The organism is Actinomyces sp. oral taxon 448 str. F0400, assembly GCF_000220835.1.
Lineage (GTDB): Bacteria > Actinomycetota > Actinomycetes > Actinomycetales > Actinomycetaceae > Actinomyces.
In genome coordinates this window covers 578,224-604,382 of the sequence record NZ_GL985606.1, presented here as the reverse complement: position 1 = coordinate 604,382, position 26,159 = coordinate 578,224, and the positions used below count along the sequence as shown (strand labels likewise).

The following is a 26,159-nucleotide window of genomic DNA, read 5'->3' as shown; positions in this document are numbered from 1 at the left end:
CGCGAACCACCCGCGATGCGAGAGCGACCGGCCCCGGCAGGAGACCGTACGGGGGTGAGAAGCGGAGAGGGGCGCGTACGCGCTCAGGGCTCGTCCACTGGACCGGCGCGGGCGGCGGACGTCGCCGAACGCGCGGCGCCGAGCACTCGCGCGCCCACCGACACCTCGACGGTGACGTCCTCACCGGCCACGCTGCACGCCGTCACCTCGGCGCCGTTGGCCTGCGCCACGCGACCGGCCACTTCGCACGGCTCGTCCGGGGCGACGACCGAGGTCAGCACCGTCGCCCCGCCCAGCGCCGCCAGGTCGGCCGCCGTCCGCGCCCTCCCCGCCGCGGCCTGCGCCTGAACCAATCCGGTGACGCCGACCGCGGCCATCAGCAGCACCCCGATAATCCCCAGAATCAGGACCGTGCCCGCACCGTCCTCCCCCGAGACCGCTCCTCGCACCGTCCGGCCGCGCTCACCGCACCCATCACTGAGCCCGGCCCCGCCGCACTGCCCGGCCCCGCCGCGCCCGCGGTTCGGGCGGGCCGCGTCGCCCGGACCGCCTCCACCGGCCGGACCGATCCCGACCGGCTGCCGAACCCTCGCCCCGGGCGCCCTCATGGCCCGCTCGGCTCGGTGTAGGCACAGGCCGTGCTGCGCGCGGTGAGACCCAAACCGCCCAGCGGCCCCGGCACCGGCCGGCTCACGTGCACGCAGCTCAGCTCCCCCTGCTCGATGCCGACGCTCACCTCGCCGCCGACGCGGGCGGCGGCGCCCGCGACATCGTCGGACCCGATGGCCGCCTGCCGCGCAGCCACCCGGGCGGCATCCGTCACGCGCAGCTGAGTGACGCCGGCGCTCACCGCGGACAGCACGAGCAGCAGAACCAGGACGACGGCGGGCAGGGCCACGGCGATCTCCGCCGTGACCATGCCCGCCTCACCCGGCGCGTCGGCTCGCGGACGCGTCCCCGCCTGACGGGAGCGCCCCGTTCCCCGCGCCATGACGTCTCAGCCCGCTGAGAGCGCCGACTCGATCAGCCCCTGCAGGACGCTCTGCAGGGAACCCGACCGCATGATGGCGAGCAGAAGTCCGGCGAAGGCGGCAGCGGCCAGAGTGCCGATGGCGTACTCGGCGGTGGCCATGCCGGCTTCGCCGCCGCCGTCCTCCGTCCCGTCCGGAGCGAGACGGACCTCGCCGTCGGGGCGCGCGAGGCCCCAGGCGCCGCGCACGGTGTTCCAGGTGTGCTTCATCGTGTTCTCCTCGAGGTAGGCCGGCCCGGCGGCCGACGGCGCGCACGTCGGCCGACCGAGCCTCGCGGGCACCGTGCCCGCACGACCAGAGTCGGGCACGAACGCCATCACGTGCACACGCGCCCGCCCGGCCCTGTGACCGTCACCCTCACGAGGCCGTCTGTGGAGCCCGAGCGGCCGCCCGATGAAGAACCGCGAAGAATTCGTCCTCCATCGCCGTGCACGCCACCGCACTAACGCTGCGGCGCTGCGCGCCAGACGGCTGAACCGTTCTGGACGGGCGTCTCGTCCGCTCCGGCCCGCCGCCGGCAGAACTATCCGGATGGACGAGATCCGCGTCAGTCCGGTTCCCCGCCTTGCCCGCCCCCGGCCCCGCTGCGGCGGCGGGCCTCCTCATGCAGCTCACGCAGCTGCTCGCGCTCGCGACGGCGCTGGGCGCGGTCCTGCGCCCACAGCACGGCACGACGCTGCCGGGCCTCCTCGCGCTCGATCGTCAGCTGGTGGCGCATCTGCTGCCGCCAGTGCGCCCGTTCGGCCTCGATCCGGGCCAGGCGCTCGGCCAACCACCGCGACTCCGTCTCCGACAGGCCCCGGTGATGGAAGGCGAGGTCGCGTCCACGACGCCGCAGGCCGTGGGAGGGCGTGGGCGGTCCGGCCGTCTCCTCCGGGTCAGCCGGACCGGCCGTCCGGGCCGCAGTACCCGGGCCGGGAACGACGCCCGAGGCGGCAGCCTCCTCCTCGCTCCCGGCGTCATCGGCCGACGAGGAGGACGGCCGGGCGGGGCGCCTCGGCTCGCTCGTGAGCATCTCGCCGGCCGACGTCGCGCCGGCGGCGTCACCGGAGGCCTCGATGAGACCGTGCCCGTGCGCCTCCCGCGGCCCCTGGACGACGGCGAGCGCCTCGACCGCGGGCGCATGATCGACGCGGGAGGACAGAAGCAGGCCGAGGGTCGGCATGACCAGCACGCTGACGGCTCCGGCCAGTACGAGGGTGGAGGCGAAGGAGTCGGTCATGGCGTCGGCGCTCACCGCCACCTGGGTGACCGCCACGATAATGGGCAGGGCCGTGGTCGAGTAGACGGCGATCTGGAGGGACTGGCGCATGGAGTAGGCGGGCGACCCATTGCGGCGCCTCTCCAGACGGGCGGACGCCCATACGGGCAGGCCCCGAACGAGCACGAGCAGGAGGAGGAAGGCGCCGATGGTCGCCAGCGACCGCCTCGAGACGGTCAGCTCGATCCCCATGCCGGAGACGACGAAGAAGATCGGGATGAAGAATCCGTAGGCCAGGCCGTCGAGCTTCTCCTCGAACTCACGGTTCCCGTCGGGCAGCGCGTAGCGCAGGATGAAGCCGGCGGCGAAGGCGCCCAGGACGACGTCGAGGTCGAAGACCTCCGCCAGCGTGCACAGGCCCACCAGCAGCAGGACCGTGACGCGCACCGTGGTCTGCGCCGTCGTCGAGCCGCCCAGGCGGATCGCCTCGGTCAGTCGGCGGCCGGCTCGGCGCACCCGGTCGGTGAAGCGCACGATGAGGAAGGTGACGGCGCTGAAGAGCAGGAGGATCGCCAGGCTCGCCCCGGCCGAGCGTGAGCCCAGCAGGAGCGCCATGAGGATGACCGGGCCGACTTCACCGACAGCGCCGTGGTTGAGGATGGCCGCCCCCACGGCGGTCGGCAGGAGCCCTCGCTCGCGCAGGATCGGCAGGATCGTGCCGATGGCCGTGGAGGTCATGGCGATGGCGATCGCGATGCCGTTGGCGGAGAAGGCCCCGCCGGATACGCCGACGACGCCGACGGCGGCGAAGGCCAGGGTGAGCGAGCCGGCCCAGGCGGCCATGGCGTGGCGACCGCCGGAACCGCGCAGCTCGTTGACGTCGATCTCGTAGCCGGCCATGAGGAAGAGGAAGGCGACGCCCAGCTCCTTGAGGAAGGCGATGTCCTGGCCCTCGTGGGCGATGTCCAGTCCGCTGGGGCCGATGAGAATGCCACCGACGATGAGCAGAACGGTCTCGGGCACCAGTCGTTTGGGGACGGTCCAGGAGACGAGCGGCGCGATGAATGAGACCGCCACAATGCACAGCAGGGACACGAAGACTGCGCTCACGCCTCTTCCTTTCCTCGGTGACTTTCCCCGGTGCAGGGGTCCGCGGGCCCGGGCGGTGGTCGGGCCCGAGGCGCCGGGCACGCGACCGGGCCGCGACCGGATTCGCTCCGGCGGGGACCGGCGGTGGGGATGATACCCAGGCCCCGGCGCCCCACGAGTCGGCGACCCCACCGCCGGCCCGGACCCGCGACGCGCTACCCGACCTCGCCCGGACCGATTCCCTCCCGTGATCCCTCCCCGGGGCCGACGTTCCTCGAACGCCGCCGTAGGGCATCAGCTCCGATGGACGCAGCCGCAGCGGGCAGCGCGATTCCCGCGGTCGCCGTGGGAATCGCCCACGAATGGCCGGAGGCGAGAACGCCGCCGATCGCGCCCGCGATCGATACGGCGATGTACATGGCCGAGGAGTTCAGCGCGACCGGCAGGCCCGAACGAGTCCGATCCGCGGACAGAAGACGATGCTGCTGCGGACCGGTGATGGCCCAGGCGGCAAGGCCGAACAGCGCTGCCGTGGCCAGTGCCGTTGAACGGCCCGTCGCGAACCGCGCCGCGACAGCGGCGATCGTGATCAGGAGCAGCGCCCCGGTGACGACCGGCGAAGCGCCGCGGCGGTCCGCGGTACGGCCCGCCAGAAGATTGCCCACGGCTCCAGCGGCCCCGATGACCGCGAGCACCAGGGCGAGGAATCCGGGCTCCGCGGTGAAAGGCGCGTAAACGACGGAGAGGTAGGCGTAGAACAGGTACACGGCGACGAAGCCGATGAGAGTGGTGGCAAGCACCCACCGGATCACAGGTACGCGAAGAGGCGCGAGTCGTTGCCGCAGTCCGCGTCTGGAGGCCCCCGACAGCGCAGGCACGCCGCGCACGACGACGACCCCGACGAGCACGGTCGTGAAAGCGATTCCCCAGAGCACGTTTCGCCAGCCGTAGCGACCGCCGACGACGGTTCCCAGCGGAGCCCCGGCGGCGGTGGCGAGTGTCATCCCCGTCATCACCACGGCGATCGCCCGAGCGCGTCCATCGGGCCGGGCGAGGGAAGCCGCGATCAGGGTTGCCGTCGGTGTGATGAGGGAGGCGCCCGCCGCCGTCACCGCCCGCCAGATGAGGAGACACCAGTACGCGGGCGCCGTGGCGGACAGGGCGTTGCCCGCCACGAACAGCCCCAGTCCGATCAGCAGCGTCGTCCGGCGCGGCAGGGACTCCGTGGACATTGACAGCAGGGGCGCGAAAACCGCGTAGCACAGGGCGAACACCGTGGTCACCTGCCCCGCCGCACCGAGGCTCACGCCCAGGTCCGAGGAGAGGGCCGGTAGAAGCCCGGCGAACACGAGCCCCTCCGTGCCCACCGCGAACACGGACGAGGCAAGCAGCAGAAGAGCGAGACGGCTCCGCTTGATCGAGATGGTACTGATTTGTTCCATATCTGAAACGGTACCATTGTGTTTCATAACGGTGAAGCGAGCTCGAGCGGTACGACGTGGTACCGTCCGTCACATGGCGCGCCGAGCCCGTGAACGACTCCTGGAATCCGCACGCGACCTGTTCGCCGCCGACGGTATCCGAGCGGTCAGCGTCGAACAGTTGCTGGAGAGATCGGGGGTAGGGCGCGCCTCGTTCTACCGGCACTTCGCGACCAAGGACGAGCTCGTCGTGGCCGTGCTCAGCTGCTACAACGAACGCTGGCACGCCATGCTTCGCACGGCGCTGGACGAGGGCGCCGGGGTGCTGGCGGTCTTCGACATGCTGGCTGTCCGCCTCTCAGAACCGGACTACCGCGGTTGTCTGGCGCTCACGGCGCTCATGGAGTTCCGCGAACGCGGTCACCCCGTGCGCCGTGCCGCCATGAGGCACCAGAAGGCGACTGCCGCTGGCCTGGCGGAGCTGCTCGACCCGGGACTGCCCGATGCAGAGCGATCACGGATTGGGCGGCAGCTGCTTCAGCTCGTCGACGCCGCGATGATCGCCGCCCTCGATGATCACAGCGGTCGCCCAGTCGCGGAGGCCCGTGCCACCGCCGCGGCCCTCCTGGACAGCACGAGGGTCGCGCATACCGGCGACTCACCGACGCACCCTCCTGCGCAGGAGGCGCAGGAGGGTGCGTCGGGACACGACGACTCGTAGACGGTCGGCATCCCAGTACCAGTGGTCCGGCTCCCACTCGCCCGCCCGACGAGCAATGAGCACCGTGATCGAGCCGGGCACGCCGGGTCCGGCGCGCTCAGTCGGGCGCTAGCGATCCTCCCGCTCGGCCTCCTTCAAAGCGGCCTCGAGAGCGGGCAGGACGCCGAGGAGCCCTCGCAGGACGAGGTCGCGATTGTCGAGCTTCATGGGCGGGATTCGGGAGTGGGGTACGGGGCTGAGCGGGGTGGTGGGGCGATCGACCGGGTGAACCGGACGGCGGCCGGACGGACCGTGCGCATAGGGTACAGCGTCTAGACGACCGAGTTGGGGGAGCACGAGCGGCGCCGTGCTGTTGCAGGGCAATGAGAACTGGAGCCCGGCGAGCCGGTGTTGGTTCGTCGGTTGCGGACGATCTTCTTATGTCGTTATTGCTAGCAGTTCGCTTGAACAATGGTTGAGTGCGCTCATGTCAGATATGCGGCTTCTGCGCACCGCGGGGCCTTGCACGCACAGCAGGGGATCCACTAGAGTGGAGCATACCACATACGGATAACAGTAGGGGCCGGGGATGATCCGCCATGGCCATGATGTGCTGCTGACATGACCCCAATGCCCTGTGGGTTCGCTTATAGGTTCACCCTGTTGTTCCTGGAGAAGGAGGACCAGCCATGACTGATGCGATCGTGCCCATCCCCGACGGTGAACCAACGAATCGCAAACTCGTGGCGATCCAGAACATCAAGGGCACGGCCGAGAACTCCAGGACATGGCTGATGGAGGAGTGGACCACACCATCCCAGTCATTCCCCTCGCCCCTCGACCCGCAAGCGGAGACGGTCAGCATCGACGCAGGCAAAACGATGGAGGACCTGAAGACCAGCCTGACTGATATCTGGGACTCCGACGCCGCCACGGACTACCAGACCCAGATCACCTCCGCCATCGACTCGATCACCACCGTGCTCGACACCATCATCGACGATCTGACAACCGCCGAGGATTCCCAGAAGGAAGACCCCGGAATAGACGCGGAACCCGATACCCCTGAATACGATTGGAAGGATGAGAGTCAATGGTGATTCCTGTGGCGCTATCGGTTCATAACAGATACGATGAGATGTTCGGGAGGAATCGGTCATGACGTTCATTAAGCTCGATCCCAACCTCATGCAGGGGCTGATCAAGAATCTGGAGAGCTACGCCGATGAAGCCGAGAAGGCTCGCAGCAATATCCAATCCTCCAGTGTGAACAACTCCCATCCGGTGCCCGAGGTCGATGACGCCACCTACCTCCCGGCCATTTACACGGTGGCATCGCCAACATCAGTGGGCGCGTTCCTGAGCAGGAATATGGACACGCTCAACTCCAACACCGGCAGCAATGACAATACCACGATGGGTGCGACCATCAACGCCCTGGGAGGCGTCATCGACGGCCTGCAGGAACGCCTCCAGGTGATCATCGACCTCAACACCGACGGGATCAGCACCACCAGCTCCGACGGCGTACCGGGCTACTACCTGCCCGACGGCACCGCCGACACCGTCGAGAACGTCAAGACCTACAACACCGAGGCCGCCGCCACCGCCCGAGCCGACGCCGACGCCCTGACCCAGGCCACCGCCTCCAGAAACGGCACGGCCGACGACGGCCGCACCGTTGACGAGGTCCTGGCCTCCATGGCCACTTACCAAGACAGCCCCGCCTACGGGGCCACCTTCGTCAACACCTACGGCATCGAGAAGTTCATCGAGCTGCCGATCAGCGTATACTGGCACTACACGAAATACACTGGCCAGAGGGCGGCCGGGTACGGTGATTATAGGGCCGATACCGAGGCTATCGACAAGGCCAATGATATCCTGGCTCACCTGCTGGCGGGCGCAACGCAGACCGAGAAGGTTCCAGACGGTTTCGACTCGTGGGCAGACGCCCTGTACGAGACCTCGACGGTTAAAGGACACCGCGGCAGGGTCTCGTGTCTTAACGAGCTGCTGTCCGCCTCGAACGCGGTCTATGACACCAGCACACTGGTGAATCTGGCCACCAAGATGGAGAGCCAAGACTCCTCCAACGGCGGCTACTACGACGGCGACCCGGCCAGCAGAACACCCGATCAGATCAAAGGCTTGCACGATGCGGGTTACGGCAACTTCTACAACGAGGGCCGTGCCTTCCCCGGCGGGCACATGGACCCCATGTACGGTGTCATGGTTGCCATGGGCAACAATCCCGAGGCCGCTTTGGAGTACTTGACGCCGGAGGGGGACGGGAGCGTGGACGGGGACGGGGTCTGGGTTCCCGGTCAGACCACTGTCGATCGGTGGACCATGCTGACCTCCCGCGACTGGGACCCCGACTACGGTCTCGACAGATTCACGAGCGTCCTCGGGGTCGCATCTTCGTTCCGCAACCGGGCTCCCGGCGACACTGACCCTGATGTGTCGGCGACCGCGGATGCGCGGGCCACCTACGCCTGCGACCGGGCGATGAGCTACTTCGGCGGCGAGGGGTTCACCAAGGAAGACTTCACCGACACCATGAAGCGCAACCTGGCGGTGGTGGTGGCCAACAGCTCCGAGGAAATCGCCACCGCAGCCGCGAGAAGGTCGCTGGGGAGGGGCGCTACCTCGGCTGGGCTTGAAGCAACAGACATTTCCAGTCTTATTTATCGTTTCGGGGATCATCAGGATGCTATGACCACCCTCGCCACGGGCCTGGGCCAGTACCACCACAACGCAATCCAGGAGGTCATGAACGATCCCGGCTCGGACAAGGGGAATCTGAATAACGAGTACCGACGAGTGGCGGCGTCCTCGTCCTATCTTCAGAATCTGTCGGAGTTCCGCTTCGCCGATGATAAGAAGAAGGACTCCGAGGAGCAGAAGACGACAGTCGACACGACCCTGTCCGTCCTCAACGCGATTGGTGCGGCCGGTCTCACGGCTCTGACGGACGGGGCTGCGGTCCCCATGCTCGCTTTCACCATAGGCTCGACCATTGCCAAGCCCCTGATCTCCAGCCAGGTCACCGACGCCCTGGGCACACCCACCGATCGCCCTGCCGGCAGCGATTCCTACATGGACCTGAGAGCCCAGTCCTACGCCGATGGTCTCAACTACGGTCTGTTCAGCACGGACAGCGACAAGGGCGGGCAGAGGGCCATTGACACGGCGAAGGACCATGACTGGTACCACGAAGACGAAAACGGCAACCCCGCCATCGACACCACCGCCCTGACCGGCGACCAGGCCTTGGACGCGGCAGCCTGGAGGGAAGACGAGGTCCACAACGATGACGACCTCGTCACGCTCAACGACCTCAATAACAGCATCACAACGGGGAAGGACCTCGGGAAGGAAAACGCGGAGAGCAACAACGGGCCTCGCAGAAAATGACCTCGCGCAGCTGACAGAGACGAAGGGAGAGGGCATTGTGATGCGCCGAAAGACCCGGCCGACGGCGAAACTCCTGATAGCAGTGGCATGCCTGGCCCTGGTAGTGGGACTAGGGTGCGGTCTGATCAGCCGAATGAACGGTTCCGCCTCCGATTCCGTGGACGAGGCACTGGCCGCCATAGGAGACGATCCCCAGGCCGCCCTGGAGTATTTGACGCCGGAGGGGGACGGGAGCGTGGACGGGGACGGGGTCTGGGTTCCCGGTCAGACCACTGTCGATCGGTGGACCATGCTCACCTCTCGCGACTGGGGCAAGCACGCCCCCGGCCTGGATGCTCTGACTGCAGTGACGGGTGCGGCCTCCTCATTCCGCAATCGCGCCCCCAGCGAGACCGACCCTGATGTGCCGACGACCGCGGACGCGCGGGCCACCTACGCCTGCGGCCGAGCGATGAGCTACTTCGGCGGCGAGGGATTCACCAAGAAAGACTTCACCGACACCATGAAGACGAACCTGGCAGTAGTAATGGCCAACAGCTCCCAGGACGTCTCCACCGCAGCCGCGAGAAGGTCGCTGGGGAGGGGCGCTACCTCGGCTGGACTTGCAGCAACAGACATCGCCAGTCTTATTTATCGTTTCGGCGATCATCAGGATGCTATGACCACGCTCGCCACGGGCCTGGGCCAGTACCACCACAACAAGCTGGAGGAGGCCATGAACGATCCCGACGCGGGCAAGGGGAATCTGAGTAACGAGTACCGACGAGTGGCGGCGTCCTCGTTCTATCTTCAGACTCTGTCGGAGTTCCGCTTCGCCGATGATAAGAAGAAAGACTCCGAGGAGCAGACAACGACGGTCGACACGAGCCTGTCCGTCCTCAACGCGGTTAGTGCGGCCGGTCTCACGGCCCTGACGGACGAGGCCGCGGCTTTCACCACGGGATCGACCATTGCCAAGCCCCTGGTCTCCAGCCAGGTCACCGACGCCCTGGGCACCTCCACCGGCGATCCTTACACGGGCCTGAAAGCCCAGTCCTACGCGGCCGGTCTCAACTACGGTCTGTTCAGCACGGACAGCGACAAAGGCAGGCAGAGGGCCATTGACACGGCGAAGGACCATGACTGGTACCACGAAGACGAAAACGGCAACCCCGCCATCGACACCACTGCCCTGACCGGCGACCAAGCCTCGGACGCGGTGACCTGGATGAACGATCAGGTGACCAATTCGGATGACAAAGGCGTGCTCAACGACCTCGAGGAAAGCATCACAACAGGGGAGGACCTCGGGAAGGACAGCGCGGAGAGCAACAACGGGCCCCGCAGGACATAACCCCGCACAGCTGACACAGACGAAGGAAGAGGGCGTTGTGATGCGCCGAAAGACCCGGCCGACGGCGAAAGGCCTGATAGGAGCAGTGGCATGCGCGGCCCTGGTGGTGGGACTAGTGGGACTAGGGTTCGGTCTGATCAGCCGAATGAACGGTTCCACCTCCGATTCCGTGGACGAGGCACTGACCGCCATAGGAGACGATCCCCAAGCCGCCCTGGAATACCTGGCGCCGGAGGAGGACGGGAGCATGGACGAGAACGGGACCTGGGTTCCCGGACAAACCACCGTCGATCAGTGGACCATGCTGACCTCCCGCGACCGGGGCGAAGGTGCGGAGCCCTTGACCGCCGCTGTTGCCGGGGCTTCGGCCATGCGCGTACAGAGCCAGGACGCGACCGATGAACGCGCCGCGTGGGTCACCGGGAAGGGCCTGGACTACGCCGCCGGGCTTTCTGAGCAGAGTTTCTCCGCGAAAGTGAAGAATAATGTTGCGGTTATACTGGGGAACTCCATGGCGGAGATCGAGGACGGCGTTACTAGAACGCGGGACACCTCTGGCATCGAGTCCGATTCGTGGGATTCCAGGCGACCCGCGGTACTGGCGGATGACCATAGTGAGGACTTTAAGACACTGATGAAGATAGTGGGCACGGACGATACCGCTTTAACCACGATGACCGACGCCGCCGGCCGATTCTCAACCGCTCGTACTCAGGCGATCCTCGATGCCCACCCCGATGCTGTTATGAGCGTTGACCCCGGGACCGCCGAGAGCAATGATAGCTCTTACCTGAAAGAGGAACTGCAAACAGGGATATCCAACGACGGCATGATTCTTGGTTTCATCGAGCAGTCCGCGGTCAATGGCCGCAAGAAACAGGGAGAAGACGAAGCCGCGGCCGATAAAACCGTCGCCTCCACTATTCTGGGCGCTGTGACCAAGGGCCTGTCCTCCGTTCCGAATCCCTATGCTCAAGGTCCGGGCACCGCCATACCGTCGGCTTCCCCCGTCATCACCAGTGCGACGGGGAAGCCGGACAAGACTCCGGTCGACGACGCCACAACGGCGATGAAGAACACCCAGGAGCAGGTTCTCCAGTCCACAATGGCGCAGATCGCCAACGACGGACGCTTCGACGAGAGCGCTTTCACCAACACAGACGGGACCGACTACGCCACCGGTCTGGACCCCAACGGCGACCGGGACACCCGGATGACGCCCTACGCGTGGATGAGACCCGACCACACGATCGACACCTCCGCCCTCTTCGACAGTGACGAGAACCGGCAGCAGTTCAACAACTGGCTCGACGACAACGACATTCCGAGCAGCAACGTCAAGACCAATTACCAAACCGGCATGAATGCGGGGAAGGAATATGCGAAGGATAACTGATCGTGATGCGCGTAACCGCTTTCGAAGGCGTTCGAGCGCGATCGTGCTGGTCGTGGTTCTCGTGCTCGCCGGCGCAGGAGTGTGGTACCAGCACTGGAAAGCCGAAAAGGGCCCGAGCGAACCCATGTGCCTGGCCCTGACCAGCCAGGACGTCCAACCCCTCCTCGGCAAACCCAAAAATGCGTCACCGTTCCCGACGAGCGCGCCATACGATAGCCACGCGTCATGGATCTGCGCTGTCCACGGCGATTCGCAGACGCTCTTCATTCAGGTGACTTCACAAGCCGACGAGGTGCTGTTGAACTACAAGGTGCCCGGCGTGCCGGTGGTCGAGACCATCATGTCACGACGCGACGGGGTGAGCAGAGATGTGCCCGGCACCTCCGCGAAAGTGATCTCCTGGGTCCAGGGAGGCGAAGCTCACGCCGGCTGGTTCGACGGCCAGTCCGCGGCCACCATCGCCACCTGGGACACTGATAACGACCAGGAAGCGGCCGCCTACACCGACACCCTGGCCGACCTCGTCACCCGCCGCGCCCCACAGCTTTTCTCCACCACAGGCTACCCGCCCTCATCCACACCAACACCAACACCATGACCCCCAACCAGCCAACACAGAAAACCACAACCACCAAACCACCGGTGCTGTACGTGAAGAGGATCATGGTCGCCACGGTGGACTTGCCCGATCCGAACTCACCGACCAGCGCCGTCGTCGCGGCGCGACGCACCCGAAGGTGACGTCGTCGACGGCGCGAATGCGAGCGTCAGCGCCCCTGACCCCGCACAGCCGACACAGACGAAGGAAGAGGGCACTGTGATGCACCGAAGGTCCCGGCCGACGGCGAAACTCCTGATAGTAGCAGCGGCATGCGCGGCCCTGGTGGTGGGACTAGGGTGCGGTCTGATCAGCCGAATGAGCGGTTCCACCTCCGATTCCGTGGACGAGGCACTGACCGCCATAGGAGACGATCCCCAAGCCGCCCTGGAGTACCTGGCGCCGGAGGAGGACGGAAGCATCGACGAGGACGGGACCTGGGTTCCCGGTCAGACCACCACTGATCAGTGGACCATGCTCACCTCCCGCGACTGGAACAAGCACGCCCCCGGCCTGGATGCCCTGACTGCAGTGACGGGCGCGGCCTCCTCATTCCGCAACCGGGCTCCTAGCGAGACCGACCCTGATGTGCCGACGACCGCGGACGCACGGGCCACCTACGCCTGCGGCCGGGCGATGAGCTACTTCGGCGGCGAGGGGTTCACCAAGAAAGACTTCACCGACACCATGAAGCACAATCTGGCGGTGGTGGTGGCCAACTCTCCTGAGGAGGTCGCGGCCGCGGCCGCTGGTAATGCCGAGGTGAGTACCGGGGGCGAGGGTCCGTCCGTGGCGCGCTGGGGCGTAACACCAACGGATATGAGCACCATGATCTTCCGGTTCGGTGACAGCCAGGACGCCATGACGGTTGCGAGTACAGGGGTGGGGGACTACCACCACCGGCGGATCGAGGCGGCCATGAGCACTGATGATCCGGGCCAGTCCAACCTCGGGGACGAGTACGGGCAGTTGGCCACGAGCTCGTCCTATCTCACCGAGCTGTCGCGTATGAGGTATGACGAGGACATGAAGGCCGACTCCCGGCACGCCGAGGATCCGAGTAAGGCCAGCACGCGGCCTGTCCCCAATCTGCTTCTCGCGCAGGCCTACGGCGATGCGATGAACCATGGTCTGCTGACCGATCCAAGCACCCTGGCCACTGCGAAGGACCATGACTGGGCGGTCTCTGATCCGGACCATCCCGATGCGGCCCCAACGGTGGATATCGCGGGACTCACCCGCGGACAGGCCGACGACATGGCAGCCTGGGAGGAGAACTCCGTGACCAACAAGAATGACCTGGGAGTCCTCAATGAGATCTCTCATTTGATTAATGCCGGATGGGGCAATGGGCGGGATGCGGCCTCGGATGCTCGAACGAATTGACCGGTGCCGGCCGAGTCGACCGGTGCTGGCGCTGTTTGTGAGGGGCGGAGATGAGGAATGATGGGCCGTAGGCCGCGATCGTGTTCATCGTTTTCACGCTCGTGCGCGAGCATGAGCAGGCGCGGGGTGTGCGCGGCGGGTGTCGCGCCGGCACTGGGGCTGGGATCGGGGGCCTGCCGCGATCACGGGGCCGATCGGGCGTCGGCGTCCACCAGCGCCTCGCCGACGTTCCTGGATAACGATCCGATATGCGAGGTGATTCCCACACGCCTGCTCAATGAGGAACCCGGCTTCCGCCCCACCAAGTACACCTACTGGCACTCCCCCAGCGTAGGGGATAATGACGCCATCTTCGACGATACCAGCATCGCAACGGGGAAGACCGACGGGGAGGACAGCGCGAAAACCAGAAACGGGCCCCGCAGGAAATAACCCCGCACAGCTGACACAGACGAAGGAAGAGAGCGTCGTGATGCGCCGAAGGGCCCGACCGACTGCAAAGCCACTGACACTAGCAGCGGCATGCCTAGCCCTGGTGCTGGGACTGGCAGGGTGCGGTCTGATCAGCCGAATGAACGGTTCCGCCTCTGATTCCGTGGACGAGGCACTGACCGCCATAGGAGACGATCCCCAAGCCGCCCTGGAGTACCTGGCACCGGAGGGGGACGGGAGCGTGGACGGGGACGGGGTCTGGGTTCCCGGACAGACCACCGTCGATCGGTGGACCATGCTGACCTCCCGCGACTGGGGCAAGCACGCCCCCGGCCTGGATGCCCTGACTGCAGTGACGGGTGCGGCCTCCTCATTCCGCAACCGGGCTCCCAGCGAGACCGACCCTGATGTGTCGGCGACCGCGGATGCGCGGGCCGCCTACGTCTGCGGCCGGGCGATGAGCTATTTCGGCGGCGAGGGGTTCACCAAGAAAGACTTCACCGACACCATGAAACGCAACCTAGCAGTAGTGGCGGCCAACAGCTCCCAGGACGTCGCCACCGTAGCCGGGAATGGGGCGCCGGGGAGGGGCGCTACCTCGGCTGGACTTGCAGCAACAGACATTTCCACTCTTATTTACCGTTTCGGGGATCATCAGGATGCTATGACCACGCTCGCCACGGGCCTGGGCCAGTACCACCACAACAAGCTGGAGGAGGCCATGAACGATCCCGGCGCGAACGAGGATGATCTGGGGGACGGGTATCAGCAGGTGGCGGCGTCCTCGTCCTATCTTCAGACTCTGTCGGAGTTCCGCTTCGCCGATGATAAGAAGAAAGACTCCCAGGAGCAGAAGACGACGGTCGACACGAGCCTGTCCGTCCTCAACGCGGTTAGTGCGGCCGGTCTCACGGCCCTGACGGACGAGGCCGCGGCCCCCGCGCTCGCTTTCACCACGGGCTCGACCATCGCCAAGTCCCTGGTCTCCAGCCAGGTCACCGACGCCCTGGGCACCTCCACCGGCGATCCTTACACGGACCTGAAAGCCCAGTCCTACGCGGCCGGTCTCAACTACGGCCTGTTCAGCACGGACAGCGACAAGGGCAGGCAGAGAGCCATTGACACGGCCAGGAGCCACAGCTGGTACCACGAAGACGAAAACGGCAACCCCGCCATCGACACCACCGCCCTGACCGGCGACCAAGCCTCGGACGCGATGACCTGGAGGAAGAATCAGGTGACCAATTCGGATGACAAAGGCGTGCTCAACGACCTCGAGGAAAGCATCACAACGGGGAAGACCGACGGGGAGAAGAGCGCGAAGAGCAACAACGGGCCCCGCAGGACATAAACCCGCACAGCCGACACAGACGAAGGCAGATGACCAGATGACAGGAGGGAAGAAGGAGAGGACATTATGATGCACCGAAAGACCCGACCGACGGCGAAACACCTGACACAGGATTCCCGGGCAGGACCCTCCCAAGCTCGGCTCGACGTTCTTCATCTCCTACAAGCCGGGCGGCTACCTGCAGGCGATTGAACACCATTACCCGTTCACCGATCTGGTCGGTCAAGGGCACGAGCTCCTGGTTCTGGACGGAGTCGAGGTCCGCGGCTACGCCCGGCTCGAATCCTCCCCGCGCAGGAGGTCAGCGGCCGGCCCGCGCTCCTATCCTGACCCCATGCTGATCTGCGAAGAACTGTTCCTGCTGCTGACCAAGGACTCCGGCGCTCCCGAATCCTGGGGCGGGAACGACCAGCTCGGGCTGCGCGGAGCCGTCCTGCTCGACCTCGTCCTGGCCGGCCGAATCGCTCTGACCCCTGAGAAGCGCCCGCGTATGACCATCGTCGACACCTCCCCCACCGGGCACGTCGTCCTCGATCAGACCCTCGCCGTCCTGCCCGCCAAGAACGGCAAGAGGCTCACCTCGCTGATCACGTGGAGCAAGGTCAAGCCCCGTGACGCCATCGCCGCCGAGCTCGCGGCCGCCGGCGTCATAGAGCGCACCAACGGCGGCCTCTTCGGTCTCGCCGCCCGGTTCCCGACCCTCAACGCAGGCCCCGAACACACCACCCGGGAACGTCTGCGCGCCGTCCTGCACGGCGAGCGCCCCGCAACCCACGCCGACCTCGCACTGCTCGGCATCCTCCAGAGCATGGGGCTGGCCTCCAGGATCCTGCCGCAGAGGGAGACCGGTCTGAGGCGCGGCGAGCTCAGACACGCCATCACAACGCTGCGTCCGGCCAGCGCCTCCGGCGACGCCGTCGCCCGCGCCATTCAGGACGCCATCACCGCTATGAATTCGGTCGTGAGCGCCGCCGCGGCGGCCGCCGCCTCCTAACCTCCGTCGAGATCTTGAGATCGACATTCTCGTACGAGGTTGACGACGCCACCGTCAACCTCGTACGAGAATGTCGATCTCGACGGCGGACGGCGCGCAGCGGGCGGACGGCGCGCGCGACGCCGTCATCCGCGACACAATGTTCCTATGCTTATGCCCTACTCTCCGGGCCCCGCGCCACTGACCCGCATGGCCGACGGGACCGTCAAGCAGATCAGCCCCTTCACCGGCACGGAGGTGTGGACGGTCCCCGGGCGCGGTAACCGGCCGATCTCCCACCCTGTGGCCGAGATCCACCGGATCACCGACGCCGAACGCACCCACGCCTGCGCCTTCTGCTCGGCCCGCTACCTGGATACGCCTCCGGAGAAGAGCCGCGTCGTCGCCCGGCCCGACGGAGGCTTCGAGAGGATCGACGCCGTGCCCGCGGCCGCACTGTTCGACACGACCGCCGAATTCCGCCGCGTGCCCAACCTGTTCGAGATCCTCTCCTACGACTACTGGCACGCCAACCACGGCTACGAGATCCCCGACGCCGCCCGCGAGCGCATGGAGGCCTACCTCGCCGACCCGGCGGGCGCCGCCCATGTGGAGGCGGTGGCGCGCACCAAGCTCAAGGCCGCGGGAGCGGACCCGGCCTCGTGGCGATCCATGAGCGAGGACGCCCGCTACGAGTACCTGGCCGCCTTCTTCGCCGGCGGGCACGACGTCATCGTGGGACGGCGCCACTTCACCGACGACGCCGTCGACACCTCCGGCCTGGCCGGTTCGGGCACGCTGACCCCCGCCGAGCACCGCGCCTACATGCGCCTGGCGGTCGCGGCGACCGCCGACCTGTACCGGGCGAACCGGTGGGTGCGCTACGTGGCGGTCTTCCAGAACTGGCTGCGCCCGGCCGGCGCCTCCTTCGACCACCTGCACAAGCAGCTGGTCGGAATCGACGAGCGGGGGGTGTTGGCCGCCCTGGAGCTCCAGCGCGTGCGGACCAACCCGAACCTGTACAACGAGCTGGGCGTCGACTACGCCGCCTACAACGGGCTGCTCGTGGCGTCCAACGAGCACGCCGTCGCCTTCGCCGGGTTCGGGCACCGCTACCCCACGCTGGAGGTGTACTCGACATCGGCGATGTGCGAGCCGTGGCTCATGAGCCGCAGCGAGGTCGACTCCGTATCCGACCTGGTGCACGCGCTGCACGCGGCCACGGGGGTGGACGTGCCCAGTAATGAGGAGTGGCATCACAAGCCGGTCGACGTCGATCAGCCAATGCCGTGGCACATCACGCTCAAGTGGCGGGTCTCGACCCTGGCCGGCTTCGAGGGCGGCACGAAGATCTACCTCAATACGATCGACCCCTGGAACCTGCGCGAGCGGGTGGTCGCCCGCCTCGAGGATCTGCGGGCCGACCGCCTCATCGCGCCGATGGCGGTAGGCGACGAGTGCCCGCACGAACCCAATCGGCTCATGTACAACCCGGTGCTGGGGCGGTGAAGGCCGGCCCCGCCGCCCGGGGCACGACCCGCCGCCCCTACAGCCCCAGGGCGCTGCGCTCCTCGGGGCCGACCCACCCGCTGCGGGCCTCCAGGGCCCGGAACCAGCGCGCCAGCGCCGGCCAGAATGAGATCGAGGGCGCCTCGCCTCCCGGGTAGTGCCGCCGGCCCCCGTACTCATAGGCCTGGACGGTGGTGAACAGCCGGATGTCGCTACCGGTGGGCGCCGCCCCGCACAGGAACTGCTCCACGGAGACGACCGCCGACAGCGGCGGAGTGTCATGGACCGTCAACGCGGCCTCGCGGGAGGCCTCCATGCGGGTGGCGCGGGCGAGCAGGGTGTCAACGACGTCGAAGGCGATGAGGACGGTGTCGGCGGCCGCGGCCGCCTTCTCCTCATCATTCTTGGAGTGGATGGCGACCCCGTGCGGGTTGTTGACGTGCTCGGTGAGCCAGGCGTCCCAGGCGTCGGTGGAGTTGCGCCGGTTGACCGGGTAGAGCTCGGGGGCGCCCTCGCGGTGAAGCGGCCACCACGCGGTGGCGAGGTCGAACAGCAGGGCGCCGGAGTCGTCGGACACGACTCGCCCCGTCGTCATGTCGACCAGGGCGGGAATGGTCGGCGGCGGCGTGTAGCCCGGCGTCGTCGCATACACCTCCGCCAGGGAGCGCGCCTTAAGGACCGGGTCCGTGCCGGGGGCGCCGTCGGCACCCGTCAGCTCCCAGTAGCCGTCGGCGCCGCGGCCGTAGGTCCAGGAGACGGCGATCGCCTCGGTCAGGCCCAGCAGTCGGCGGGCGATGAGCACCCGGCGGCACCACGGACAGGATCCGGAGGCGACGAGCCGATAGCGGCCGGCCTCGACGGGCAGGTCGCCGTCGGTGAAGCGATGCGAGGTGGCGATGGCCATGAGTGCCTCCCGGCGGGTGAGAACAGACGTCAACGAGCTCAGGCCAATGGTGACCCCTGCGCCCCGGTCGTGCCCGGCCCTTCACCCCCGGCGAACCCGGCGACCGCGGACGCGGGGACCGCATCTTCCGCGCGTCCTCAGACGCCGTCGAGCACCTCCTCGAGGCTGGCCACGCGCGCCAGCGCGGGGTGGGCCCCCCAGCGCCGGTGGGACAGCAGCTCGCGCACCCGGGCGATGGCGGAGCGCGCCGCCCTCGTATCGCCCGCCTCGGTGTGTATGAGAGCCATGAGAGTCAGCGGCTGAGCGGCGCTGCCGCGGTCCTCGATGCTCATGTACCCGGCGAAGGCGTCCTCGCAGTGCCCCAGGGCCTCGCCGCTCTCACCGGCGCGCCACAGGATCCAGGCCATGTCGTCGTGCCAGTCGCCCAGTTCGAAGGCGCTGGAGTACTGACCGGAGTCGGGGACGGCGGAGATCAGGTCCCGGGCGCGACTCATCAGGGAACGGGACTCGGCCAGACGGGTGCGGGACATCAGGGCCGTGCGCTCGTCGACGACGGCGCGCGCCGCGCTGCGCAGGTACCGGGAGCGGCGAACCCGGCCGTCATCGTCGCCGACGTCGACCAGTTCGGCGGCGCGCTCGAGCAGACGGGCGGCCCGGGTGTTCTCCTCCAGGCTCTCGCAGGCCGACGCGGCCCGCAGAAGGTAGTCCACGCCCCGCTCCACCTGCCCGCGTTCGAGAGAGGCCTCGGCCACGGCCAGGCAGTTGTCGCGCACGCCCTTGCTCTCGTCGAGCTGGTCCAGAACGAAGACGAGGGTACGGCGCAGCTCATCGACGATGATCGGCGGCATGCCCGATTCCAGCGCCGTCTCGAGCACCTCGGCCGCCTCGAGCGAGCGTCCGGCCGCGCCCAGTGCCGCGGCCAGGGTCCCGAAGAGCAGGCCGGCCAACGGGCCCATGCCGGCCGCCAAGTGGATGTTGAGCAGCTCGCGGGCCTGGGTGACCGCCTCCTCGTTCTCGCCGACCTTCATGGAGGCCCGCACCAGGACGCTGCGCGCGTCCTCCGCCAGGACAACGGGGCAGGGGTCGTAGCGTCGGAGCACGGCGTCGGCGAGGGCGCATGCGCCGTAGACGTCGCCGCGCTCGAGCAGCATGTCGGCCTGGAGAAGGGTGACTTGATCGCACAGGGTGCCGTTGCCCGGGGCGGCCATGTCGGCCACGTACGGGGCGACCCGCCAGGCGAGCTCGATGGACGCAGCGGCCCCCTCGTGGTCCTGAAGCCCGAGCAGGATGCGCACGAGCGCGGTGGCGGCTTCGTAGACGTCGACGAGCTCGGTCCTGTGCTCCTCGGGCGCATCCAGGAGGGGCTCGGTCAGGGCGGCCAGGCGCCCGGCGAGCAGGCCGGCGCGGGCGAGGCGGTCGGCGCGCGTGCGGGGAGTGGACCGGTCGTGGAGCTCATCCGCACCGCCCTCGACCTGGAGGGCCTCCAGGTCGAGGCGCAGGAGGGGCAGCGGGTGGATGTCGCCGTCGATCCGGGTGCGCAGGAGCGCGAGTTCGTCGGCCGCCCGCTCGTAGTCCCAGCTGCAGTCGGCCACGGCGTAGCGCAGCAGGCGGGCCGCCCGCGCCAGATCGGGGGGAACCCGCCCGGGGTCGGGCACGATCCCCTGGCTGATGGCCTGGGCGACGAGGCGGCCGTACTCCAGGCTCTTGCCGGGCCGGCGGAGTCCGGTATCCAGGCGGCGCAGGAGTTCGTCGGCGTCGGCCGCGACGGGCGGGGTGCGCAGGTCGACGACCGGGTAGGGCCGATCCCCCTCCCGGCCGGCCCCGGAATCCTCCTCCGCCGGCGCCGCGGGGCCGGCGGAGGCCCCGGTGCGCGAGCCCGCGCCCGAAACGAACCGGCCCTCCGGACCGGTGTCCGGAGCCCCATCCTGGGCCGTTCGAGTTCGGGAGGCGACGACGTCGTCGGCCTCTCGGGCCCGAGGCCGGGGCAGTTCCTCGGCGGGTTCGATGAGCTCGGCGCCCGCCCCCGCGAGGGGACCGCGGCGGGAGACCTCCACCTCGTCGGTCAGCGGCCGGCGGGCGAGGGAGGCCTCCAGACGCTGAGAGACGATCGTGTTGCCGTTGCGCTCGTCGTAGCGTCCGGCGATGCGCCCGGCCCACTGCTCGACCTGTCCGCGGGCGTCGCTCAGGCACGTGCCGGCGCTGACACCCGGACCGGGGCACCATACGGAGGCGGCGGGGATGTCGACGCCGAGGGGCTCGGCGCCGCGCCCGGCGCGGTCGGCCTCGCGAAGCACGAGGGCGGCGCCGGCGAGGAAGTCCATGAGCACGCGCGCGGACTCGGCCTCGCCCGTGCGACCCGCGAACTCGCGCAGGATCCTCAGGCCCCGGGCCACGCGCCCGGACAGGGCGAGATACTCCAGGTGGTTGCTCATGTAGTCCAGGGCCTGCGGAGCGGCGCGCAGAATCCGGTAGGAGCGCACGTGCGCCTCCCACGCCGCCCGCGGGCGGCCCGAGGCGAGCAGCGCCAGGAGGGCGATGCCCTGCATGGTGTGGGGCTGGGCGGCGCAGCCGATCTCTCCGCGCAGCACGGGCGCGGCGGCGGCCACGGCGGTCTCCCAGTCCTCGTGGAGACTCGCCCACTCGACCTGGCGCATGGGGTCGCAGCCCTCGCAATCGGAGGAGGCGTCACGCGGCGTCGAGCGCCAGGCGGCGAGCTCGGCGGCGCCCTCCTCCTCCAGGCCGAGCATGATGGCGGCGTGGAGGCGGTCGCCGTGAACGGCGTGCATGGAGGCGCCCTGGGCGCGGAAGAACTCCTCCAGGCCGGCCTCGAGCGAGCGCAGCTGGGCGACGCCCACGCCGGGATTGTCGGAGGCGACCGGAACGGCCCATTTGTAGTTCCAGCTCATGCGGCGCAATCGGTCGGCGTCGAACAGGTCGGGGCGCTCGTCGCAGCGCGAGAGCAGCCAGGCGAAGGGCGCCAGGGCCTTCCACTCCTCATTGCCCTGGTGGTACGCCTCGGTCAGGGCCAGCCGCGCATCGACCTCCAGCTCCTCGTCCTGGAGGGCGTCGGCCCAGGTGACGGCCTCGGCGGTCAGATTGGAGCGGGCGGGCCCCCAGGGGTGGGCCGACGCCAGGGTCAGTCGTTCGATGACGTCATCACGGGTGGTCACGATGCGGTTCCTTCCGGGGAGGCGCCCGGTCCTCGCGCGCTCAGCGCGACGTCGAGCAGGGACGAGAGCGCCTGCGAGGCCCAGGCGCGCTCCTTGGCGCCCAGCGGCTGGCGTCCGGCCAGCAGGCACTGGATGTACAGGCCGCGCAGCACCTGAACGACGGTGTCGTCGCGTGCTCCGCCGGCGCGGGCGGCGGCGGCCACCAGACGCATCACGAGTGAGCTGGTGCGGTTGAGCACCAGCCTGGGCGCGTTGGAGGCGGCGAAGGGGTCGGTGACGCCGAGGACCTCGGCCCAGGCCCCCGAGGCCGCTCTGGCCGAGCTCCGGGCCGCGACGCGGCCCGCCAGGTCGGGGTCGGGCAGGTAGAGGGCGGGCAGGGAGGCGGGTTCGAAGCGACGCAGCACGACCTCGCAGTCCTCGGGATCGATAGCGGTGGCGGCCACCACGAGCAGGTCCACCGCCTCGGCCTGCTCGCCGGGCGCGCAGGGGGTGAAGACCTCGAGCAGCTCACCGGGGTCGACCAGTGCGATACCGGGATCGGCGCCGGCCAGGTCGGGGCGGGAGAGGAAGGCCGTGAGAACCTCCTCCTCGAAGGAGTAGCCGGCGTTGACCAGAACCAGGCCCTGGGAGGAGGCGACATCGGCCAGGGCCCGGTACTGGTCCACGGTGCGGGTGTAGCGCACGGGGCGCCCCTGGACCGGGCTGCCCGGACTGCCCGGACTGCCCGGGCCGGTCGCGCCCGCAGGGCCGGGGCGCCCGATCGTCCCGCCCTCGGCCGGCCCGGGCGAGCGGCCCGGCCTCGCCAGCTCCACCAGGTCCGTCAGGGTCAGCGCCCCCTCGGTGGTCTCCACGGGAAGGTGGCGCGCGACCAGGGCGAGCACCTGCTCGTCGCGCAGGGCCACCGACCGCAGGCCGACGGCGTGGGCGTCCAGGAAGTCGGCGAACCGGCTCGGGGTCAAGCGGGCGGTGCGCTCGAGCCAGCCGTGCACGGCGTCGCCGACCCCCCGGCGGGTGGCCTCGAGCATCTCGTCGTCCACGAGCCGCTCGCGCGAGGCGGTCGGACGCAGGTGGTCGGAGCCGGCGATGACGCGCACGAAGTAGGCCCAGGCGGGGGCCAAGTCCTCGGCGGCGCGGGAGACGAGCATGCGCTTGACGTAGGCGGTGTGGTGCGCGGCGGCGGCGGGGTGGGCGTGGGTGACGACGACGGCGATGCCGCGCAGCCCGGAGGCGGGCACGTCCAGGTCGATGATGTCGAAGGGGGTCACGCCCAGCTCCTGGGCGCACCAGGCGATCGCCTCGTGGCGGCTCATCTCCCACGGACCGCGGCCGCCGCCGTGCCGGGTGACGCGGGCGCCGTCGCGGACCTCGATCTCGACCGGCAGCAGAGAGCCGAACTCGTCGACCAGGGCGCGCACGGTCTGCGGCTCGAGCCAGTGCTCCCCGGGCAGGGAGATGAGCTCGACGACGGTCCCCGGCTCGGGGAGCCGGTCGGCCGGATCGGTGACGACGCTCACCGCGTAGGTGCCGTTGGTGCGGCCGGCCCAGGTCACGGTCGGGCCCGGAGCGCCGCCCGCGCCGGGCGGGGCCGACCGACCGGAAGTCTGCCCGGTTCCGTTTGTTGCCGCGCCGCCCGCGCCGGGCGGGGCCGACGCACCGGTCCGGCCGGGCGGATCCGAGGGATCCGCCGGGTCCGCCGGAGCGGACTGGGAGCCCCGGGCGGAGCGCGAGGTCACGATGATCTCGGGGCTGACCATGAAGCACGACAGCAGCCCGATGCCGAACTGCCCCAGGTAGTCGCCGCGCGCCAGCCCCAGCTCATCGCGCTTGGAGGAGGCGCCGACGGTCGATAGCAGGCCGGCGGCCTGCTCCGGAGTCAGACCGATGCCGGTGTCCGCGCACCTCAGGGCGGCGACGCCATCGACCCGGCTCAGCTCGATCGAGATCCGCCCCGGACAGCCGGGCTCGAGCGCGCGGCGGGCGGCGATGGCGTCGACGGCGTTCTGAAGCAGCTCGCGCACGTATACGCGCGGACCCGAGTACAGGTTGCGCGACAGGAGGTCGACCATGCCGCGCAGGTCGACCCGGAAGGCGGCCCGCTGCGGGGCAGCACCGCTCGCATCGCCGGTGCCGGCGGCACTCTCAGGGATATCAGGGACGGCGGGGACATCAGGGGCGGCGCGGCCGGGGACGGCGCCGTCGTCAGGGGACCCAGTCACCGCGACCCGCCGCTCATTGCTCGCCCTCCCCGGTCGGCTCAATGCCCAGAGCCTCGCCGAGCTCCTCGAAGCTGGAGATGATGGCCTGCAGGCTCGTGCCCAGAATGTCGTCGAGCTGATCGCCGTTGAGGCCCTCCGAGACGGGGACGGCGATCTCCGCGGCGAGCTGGCGCCCGTCCTCGTCGGCGAACGTGCTCAAAGAGGGAATGGTCCGAGACTGGTTGAGCCGGTTGATCAGCTCGCGCAGGGCGGCCAGGCTCCGGGCGTCGTCGGGCAGGTTCGTCCAGAAGCGCGCGTGGGTCACCATGAGATTGCCGTCGACGACGGCGACGACGTAGGAGTACTCGTCGAAACCGGTGACGATGGCGCTGCCGTTCTCGCTGCGGCCGTAGGTGAAGCCATTGGCGTCGAACCAGGCGGCGACGCGATCGATGGTGACCGCGGGGGTCAGGCCGGCCGCGGGATCGTTCCACCAGGGCATGTCAGCTGCCCCCCTTCCAGGTGACGAGGGAGGGGAAATCCTCGGCGACGGCCTCGTAGAAGCCGAGCAGAGCCGAGAAGGCGGTGTCGAGGAAGCCGTGGAGCTGGGCCTCGCTCATGCCCTCGGCGGTGAAGGCGGTCACGTCCGCCTGGAGGCGGGTGACGCCGTCGTCGAAGGAGCCCATGGTGGCGCGCGGGGCGTACATGGTGCTGTTGCACTCGTCGACGTAGGCGGCCAGGGCGGGTGCGTCGGCGGCGGCGAACTCGCCGCGCCAGGAGCCCAGGACCATCAGGAAGTTGGAATCGCAGTCGACGATGGAGACCGTGCAGCTGTCGAAGCCCGTCAGAAGATTGCCGTCGGAGGCGACCTCGTAGCCGACCCCCTCGCTCTTGAGCCACGACTCCACCCTGGTAATGGTGACCGTGGGTTGTGCGCTCATCGCGTCTCCTTCGCGTCGGGCTCGTGACGGGTCCGTGACCTCGGCGCGATGGTGGCAGCACTGGGGGTTCGTCGTCCACTCCGGCTAATACCCTTGCCGGGGACCCCGCACCCACCGCGCCGACCGACGCTCAGGCGCGTCCTTCCGCCGTATCCTCGCCTGCTCGACGCCGCCCCCACCCCACACATCCGTCGAGATCGGTCAAAAACTTCATCGAGATCGGGGGAAATATGCATCGAGATCGGTAGAAACTGACCAGTTCTGTGGATAACCCGCGGGTTCCCGCGGCACCGGCATCGGAGCGCCGTCATCGATCACGTCCCCCGCGGGCTCGCACGCCCCCGTCCCGACGAGCCGAGGAGGCGGGCGACCGCCTCGCCGCTCGGATCGGCCCGCAGCGCCTCGGGCGCGTCCAGGCGCAGGAGGCGCCCGGCCTCCATGACCCCGACCCGATCGGCGACCTCCTCGGCCTCGTCGCGGTCGTGGGTGACGTACAGGGCGGTCGTGCCCTGATCGGTCAGGATCCGCCGCAGATCCACCGCCAGCCGCTCGCGCAGCGCCCGGTCGAGTGCGCTCAGCGGCTCGTCGAGCAGAAGCAGCCGCGGCCGCGGCGCCAGCGACCGCGCCAGAGCCACGCGCTGCGCCTGCCCGCCCGACAGTGTCGTGACCTCGCGCGGCCCGTAGCCCCGAAGGCCGACGACGTCCAGCACCCGCTCGACCCGCGCCCGCCGCTCGCGGCGCGGCAGACCGGCCAGTCCGTAGGCGACGTTGCCGGCGACGTCGCGGAAGGGGAAGAGCTGGCCGTCCTGGAACATGAGGCCGAAGCCGCGCCTGTGGACCGGCACGCGCGCGACGTCCCGCCCGTCCCACGCGACCGTCCCCCCGGCCAGGTCCTCCAGGCCGGCGACGGCGCGCAGCAACGAGGACTTCCCGCAGCCGGAGGCCCCCAGGAGGGCCACTGTCTCGCCGCGGGCCACATCCAGATCGACGCCGTCGACGGCGGTGACCGGGGCCGCGCCGCGCCCGCCCCGGTAGACGACCCTGAGGCCGCGCACGCTCAGGCCCTCGGACAGCGGCGGACCCCCCGCCGCGCCGAGCCTGCCGGCGCC

The 26,159-nt window shown here is 68.9% G+C and carries 23 protein-coding genes; 12 read left to right on the top strand and 11 right to left on the bottom strand.

Going from position 1 to position 26,159, the window contains the following annotated elements; translation table 11 throughout:
* Nucleotides 1–83 precede the first annotated feature (83 nt).
* The 5 genes from HMPREF9062_RS13440 to HMPREF9062_RS02590 form a co-directional block, all read right to left on the bottom strand.
* Nucleotides 84–449 carry an Rv3654c family TadE-like protein gene (locus HMPREF9062_RS13440; protein WP_009748466.1) on the bottom strand — a complete coding sequence of 122 codons (366 nt, stop codon included), beginning with the start codon at nt 447–449 and terminating at the stop codon, nt 84–86.
* 155 nt (nt 450–604) lie between these two features.
* Nucleotides 605–991 (bottom strand): TadE family type IV pilus minor pilin, encoded by a 387-nt coding sequence (locus HMPREF9062_RS02605; RefSeq protein WP_009748465.1) that lies wholly within the window; start codon nt 989–991, stop codon nt 605–607.
* Nucleotides 992–997: 6 nt separating this feature from the next.
* Nucleotides 998–1,240 (bottom strand): DUF4244 domain-containing protein, encoded by a 243-nt coding sequence (locus tag HMPREF9062_RS02600; RefSeq protein WP_034253591.1) that lies wholly within the window; start codon nt 1,238–1,240, stop codon nt 998–1,000.
* 338 nt (nt 1,241–1,578) lie between these two features.
* On the bottom strand, nt 1,579–3,342 hold the full coding sequence (locus tag HMPREF9062_RS02595) for a cation:proton antiporter (protein WP_009748463.1): 1,764 nt from the start codon (nt 3,340–3,342) through the stop codon (nt 1,579–1,581).
* Between the two features lie 194 nt (nt 3,343–3,536).
* A complete protein-coding gene (locus HMPREF9062_RS02590; protein ID WP_009748462.1) occupies nt 3,537–4,763 on the bottom strand; it encodes an MFS transporter in 1,227 nt (408 codons plus the stop codon).
* 73 nt (nt 4,764–4,836) lie between these two features.
* Between HMPREF9062_RS02590 and HMPREF9062_RS02585 the strand changes: the two genes are divergently transcribed.
* The 12 genes from HMPREF9062_RS02585 (at nt 4,837) to HMPREF9062_RS02535 (ending at nt 17,840) form a co-directional block, all read left to right on the top strand.
* The gene (locus HMPREF9062_RS02585) at nt 4,837–5,463 is read left to right on the top strand and encodes a TetR/AcrR family transcriptional regulator (RefSeq protein ID WP_009748461.1); all 627 of its coding nucleotides are present in this window, start codon (nt 4,837–4,839) and stop codon (nt 5,461–5,463) included.
* A gap of 668 nt (nt 5,464–6,131) precedes the next feature.
* A complete protein-coding gene (locus HMPREF9062_RS02580) occupies nt 6,132–6,542 on the top strand; it encodes a hypothetical protein (protein WP_009748460.1) in 411 nt (136 codons plus the stop codon).
* Nucleotides 6,543–6,600: 58 nt separating this feature from the next.
* Nucleotides 6,601–8,862 carry a DUF6571 family protein gene (locus tag HMPREF9062_RS13435; protein ID WP_034253588.1) on the top strand — a complete coding sequence of 754 codons (2,262 nt, stop codon included), beginning with the start codon at nt 6,601–6,603 and terminating at the stop codon, nt 8,860–8,862.
* A gap of 133 nt (nt 8,863–8,995) precedes the next feature.
* Nucleotides 8,996–10,195, top strand: a complete 1,200-nt coding sequence (locus tag HMPREF9062_RS02570) for a DUF6571 family protein (protein WP_009748459.1) — start codon at nt 8,996–8,998, stop codon at nt 10,193–10,195.
* A 145-nt stretch (nt 10,196–10,340) separates the two neighbouring features.
* Nucleotides 10,341–11,591, top strand: a complete 1,251-nt coding sequence (locus HMPREF9062_RS02565) for a DUF6571 family protein (RefSeq protein WP_009748458.1) — start codon at nt 10,341–10,343, stop codon at nt 11,589–11,591.
* A gap of 52 nt (nt 11,592–11,643) precedes the next feature.
* Nucleotides 11,644–12,189 (top strand): hypothetical protein, encoded by a 546-nt coding sequence (locus HMPREF9062_RS02560; RefSeq protein ID WP_156789940.1) that lies wholly within the window; start codon nt 11,644–11,646, stop codon nt 12,187–12,189.
* Entirely contained in the window at nt 12,186–12,332 is a 147-nt protein-coding gene (locus HMPREF9062_RS12820; protein WP_156789939.1) for a hypothetical protein, read from the top strand. The genes HMPREF9062_RS02560 and HMPREF9062_RS12820 overlap by 4 nt, the downstream gene beginning before the upstream one ends.
* A 175-nt stretch (nt 12,333–12,507) precedes the next feature.
* Nucleotides 12,508–13,575, top strand: a complete 1,068-nt coding sequence (locus HMPREF9062_RS02555; protein ID WP_009748456.1) for a DUF6571 family protein — start codon at nt 12,508–12,510, stop codon at nt 13,573–13,575.
* A gap of 255 nt (nt 13,576–13,830) precedes the next feature.
* Nucleotides 13,831–14,007, top strand: a complete 177-nt coding sequence (locus HMPREF9062_RS13430; protein WP_253270638.1) for a hypothetical protein — start codon at nt 13,831–13,833, stop codon at nt 14,005–14,007.
* A gap of 139 nt (nt 14,008–14,146) precedes the next feature.
* Entirely contained in the window at nt 14,147–15,358 is a 1,212-nt protein-coding gene (locus tag HMPREF9062_RS02545) for a DUF6571 family protein (protein ID WP_009748454.1), read from the top strand.
* A 334-nt stretch (nt 15,359–15,692) separates the two neighbouring features.
* Entirely contained in the window at nt 15,693–16,352 is a 660-nt protein-coding gene (locus HMPREF9062_RS02540) for a GOLPH3/VPS74 family protein (RefSeq protein WP_009748452.1), read from the top strand.
* Between the two features lie 147 nt (nt 16,353–16,499).
* On the top strand, nt 16,500–17,840 hold the full coding sequence (locus HMPREF9062_RS02535; protein WP_034253579.1) for a DUF4921 family protein: 1,341 nt from the start codon (nt 16,500–16,502) through the stop codon (nt 17,838–17,840).
* 37 nt (nt 17,841–17,877) lie between these two features.
* Here HMPREF9062_RS02535 and HMPREF9062_RS02530 read toward each other — a convergent pair whose 3' ends face one another.
* The 6 genes from HMPREF9062_RS02530 to HMPREF9062_RS02505 all read right to left on the bottom strand — a co-directional run.
* On the bottom strand, nt 17,878–18,744 hold the full coding sequence (locus tag HMPREF9062_RS02530; protein ID WP_009748450.1) for a glutathione transferase: 867 nt from the start codon (nt 18,742–18,744) through the stop codon (nt 17,878–17,880).
* A gap of 137 nt (nt 18,745–18,881) precedes the next feature.
* Nucleotides 18,882–21,914 (bottom strand): hypothetical protein, encoded by a 3,033-nt coding sequence (locus tag HMPREF9062_RS02525; protein WP_009748449.1) that lies wholly within the window; start codon nt 21,912–21,914, stop codon nt 18,882–18,884.
* A complete protein-coding gene (locus tag HMPREF9062_RS13425; protein ID WP_050795304.1) occupies nt 21,911–23,980 on the bottom strand; it encodes an ATP-binding protein in 2,070 nt (689 codons plus the stop codon). The genes HMPREF9062_RS02525 and HMPREF9062_RS13425 overlap by 4 nt, the downstream gene beginning before the upstream one ends.
* Before the next feature lie 163 nt (nt 23,981–24,143).
* Complete coding sequence (locus HMPREF9062_RS02515; RefSeq protein ID WP_009748447.1) at nt 24,144–24,611, bottom strand: YbjN domain-containing protein; 468 nt, start codon at nt 24,609–24,611, stop codon at nt 24,144–24,146.
* Nucleotide 24,612: 1 nt separating this feature from the next.
* On the bottom strand, nt 24,613–25,050 hold the full coding sequence (locus HMPREF9062_RS02510) for a YbjN domain-containing protein (protein WP_009748446.1): 438 nt from the start codon (nt 25,048–25,050) through the stop codon (nt 24,613–24,615).
* A gap of 314 nt (nt 25,051–25,364) precedes the next feature.
* Nucleotides 25,365–26,159, bottom strand: a 795-nt coding sequence (locus HMPREF9062_RS02505) for an ABC transporter ATP-binding protein (RefSeq protein ID WP_009748445.1), incomplete at its 5' end; no start/stop codon positions are given.

What these genes read in the sequence shown, in the direction of transcription:
- HMPREF9062_RS02605 (WP_009748465.1), bottom strand. Translation starts at nt 991, where the DNA reads ATGGCGCGGGGAACGGGGCGCTCCCGTCAGGCGGGGACGCGTCCGCGA.
- HMPREF9062_RS02600 (WP_034253591.1), bottom strand. Translation starts at nt 1,240, where the DNA reads ATGAAGCACACCTGGAACACCGTGCGCGGCGCCTGGGGCCTCGCGCGC.
- HMPREF9062_RS02590 (WP_009748462.1), bottom strand. Translation starts at nt 4,763, where the DNA reads ATGGAACAAATCAGTACCATCTCGATCAAGCGGAGCCGTCTCGCTCTT.
- HMPREF9062_RS02585 (WP_009748461.1), top strand. Translation starts at nt 4,837, where the DNA reads ATGGCGCGCCGAGCCCGTGAACGACTCCTGGAATCCGCACGCGACCTG.
- HMPREF9062_RS02580 (WP_009748460.1), top strand. Translation starts at nt 6,132, where the DNA reads ATGACTGATGCGATCGTGCCCATCCCCGACGGTGAACCAACGAATCGC.
- HMPREF9062_RS13435 (WP_034253588.1), top strand. Translation starts at nt 6,601, where the DNA reads ATGACGTTCATTAAGCTCGATCCCAACCTCATGCAGGGGCTGATCAAG.
- HMPREF9062_RS02570 (WP_009748459.1), top strand. Translation starts at nt 8,996, where the DNA reads ATGAACGGTTCCGCCTCCGATTCCGTGGACGAGGCACTGGCCGCCATA.
- HMPREF9062_RS02565 (WP_009748458.1), top strand. Translation starts at nt 10,341, where the DNA reads ATGAACGGTTCCACCTCCGATTCCGTGGACGAGGCACTGACCGCCATA.
- HMPREF9062_RS12820 (WP_156789939.1), top strand. Translation starts at nt 12,186, where the DNA reads ATGACCCCCAACCAGCCAACACAGAAAACCACAACCACCAAACCACCG.
- HMPREF9062_RS02555 (WP_009748456.1), top strand. Translation starts at nt 12,508, where the DNA reads ATGAGCGGTTCCACCTCCGATTCCGTGGACGAGGCACTGACCGCCATA.
- HMPREF9062_RS02545 (WP_009748454.1), top strand. Translation starts at nt 14,147, where the DNA reads ATGAACGGTTCCGCCTCTGATTCCGTGGACGAGGCACTGACCGCCATA.
- HMPREF9062_RS02540 (WP_009748452.1), top strand. Translation starts at nt 15,693, where the DNA reads ATGCTGATCTGCGAAGAACTGTTCCTGCTGCTGACCAAGGACTCCGGC.
- HMPREF9062_RS02535 (WP_034253579.1), top strand. Translation starts at nt 16,500, where the DNA reads ATGCTTATGCCCTACTCTCCGGGCCCCGCGCCACTGACCCGCATGGCC.
- HMPREF9062_RS02530 (WP_009748450.1), bottom strand. Translation starts at nt 18,744, where the DNA reads ATGGCCATCGCCACCTCGCATCGCTTCACCGACGGCGACCTGCCCGTC.
- HMPREF9062_RS13425 (WP_050795304.1), bottom strand. Translation starts at nt 23,980, where the DNA reads ATGGTCGACCTCCTGTCGCGCAACCTGTACTCGGGTCCGCGCGTATAC.
- HMPREF9062_RS02515 (WP_009748447.1), bottom strand. Translation starts at nt 24,611, where the DNA reads ATGCCCTGGTGGAACGATCCCGCGGCCGGCCTGACCCCCGCGGTCACC.
- HMPREF9062_RS02510 (WP_009748446.1), bottom strand. Translation starts at nt 25,050, where the DNA reads ATGAGCGCACAACCCACGGTCACCATTACCAGGGTGGAGTCGTGGCTC.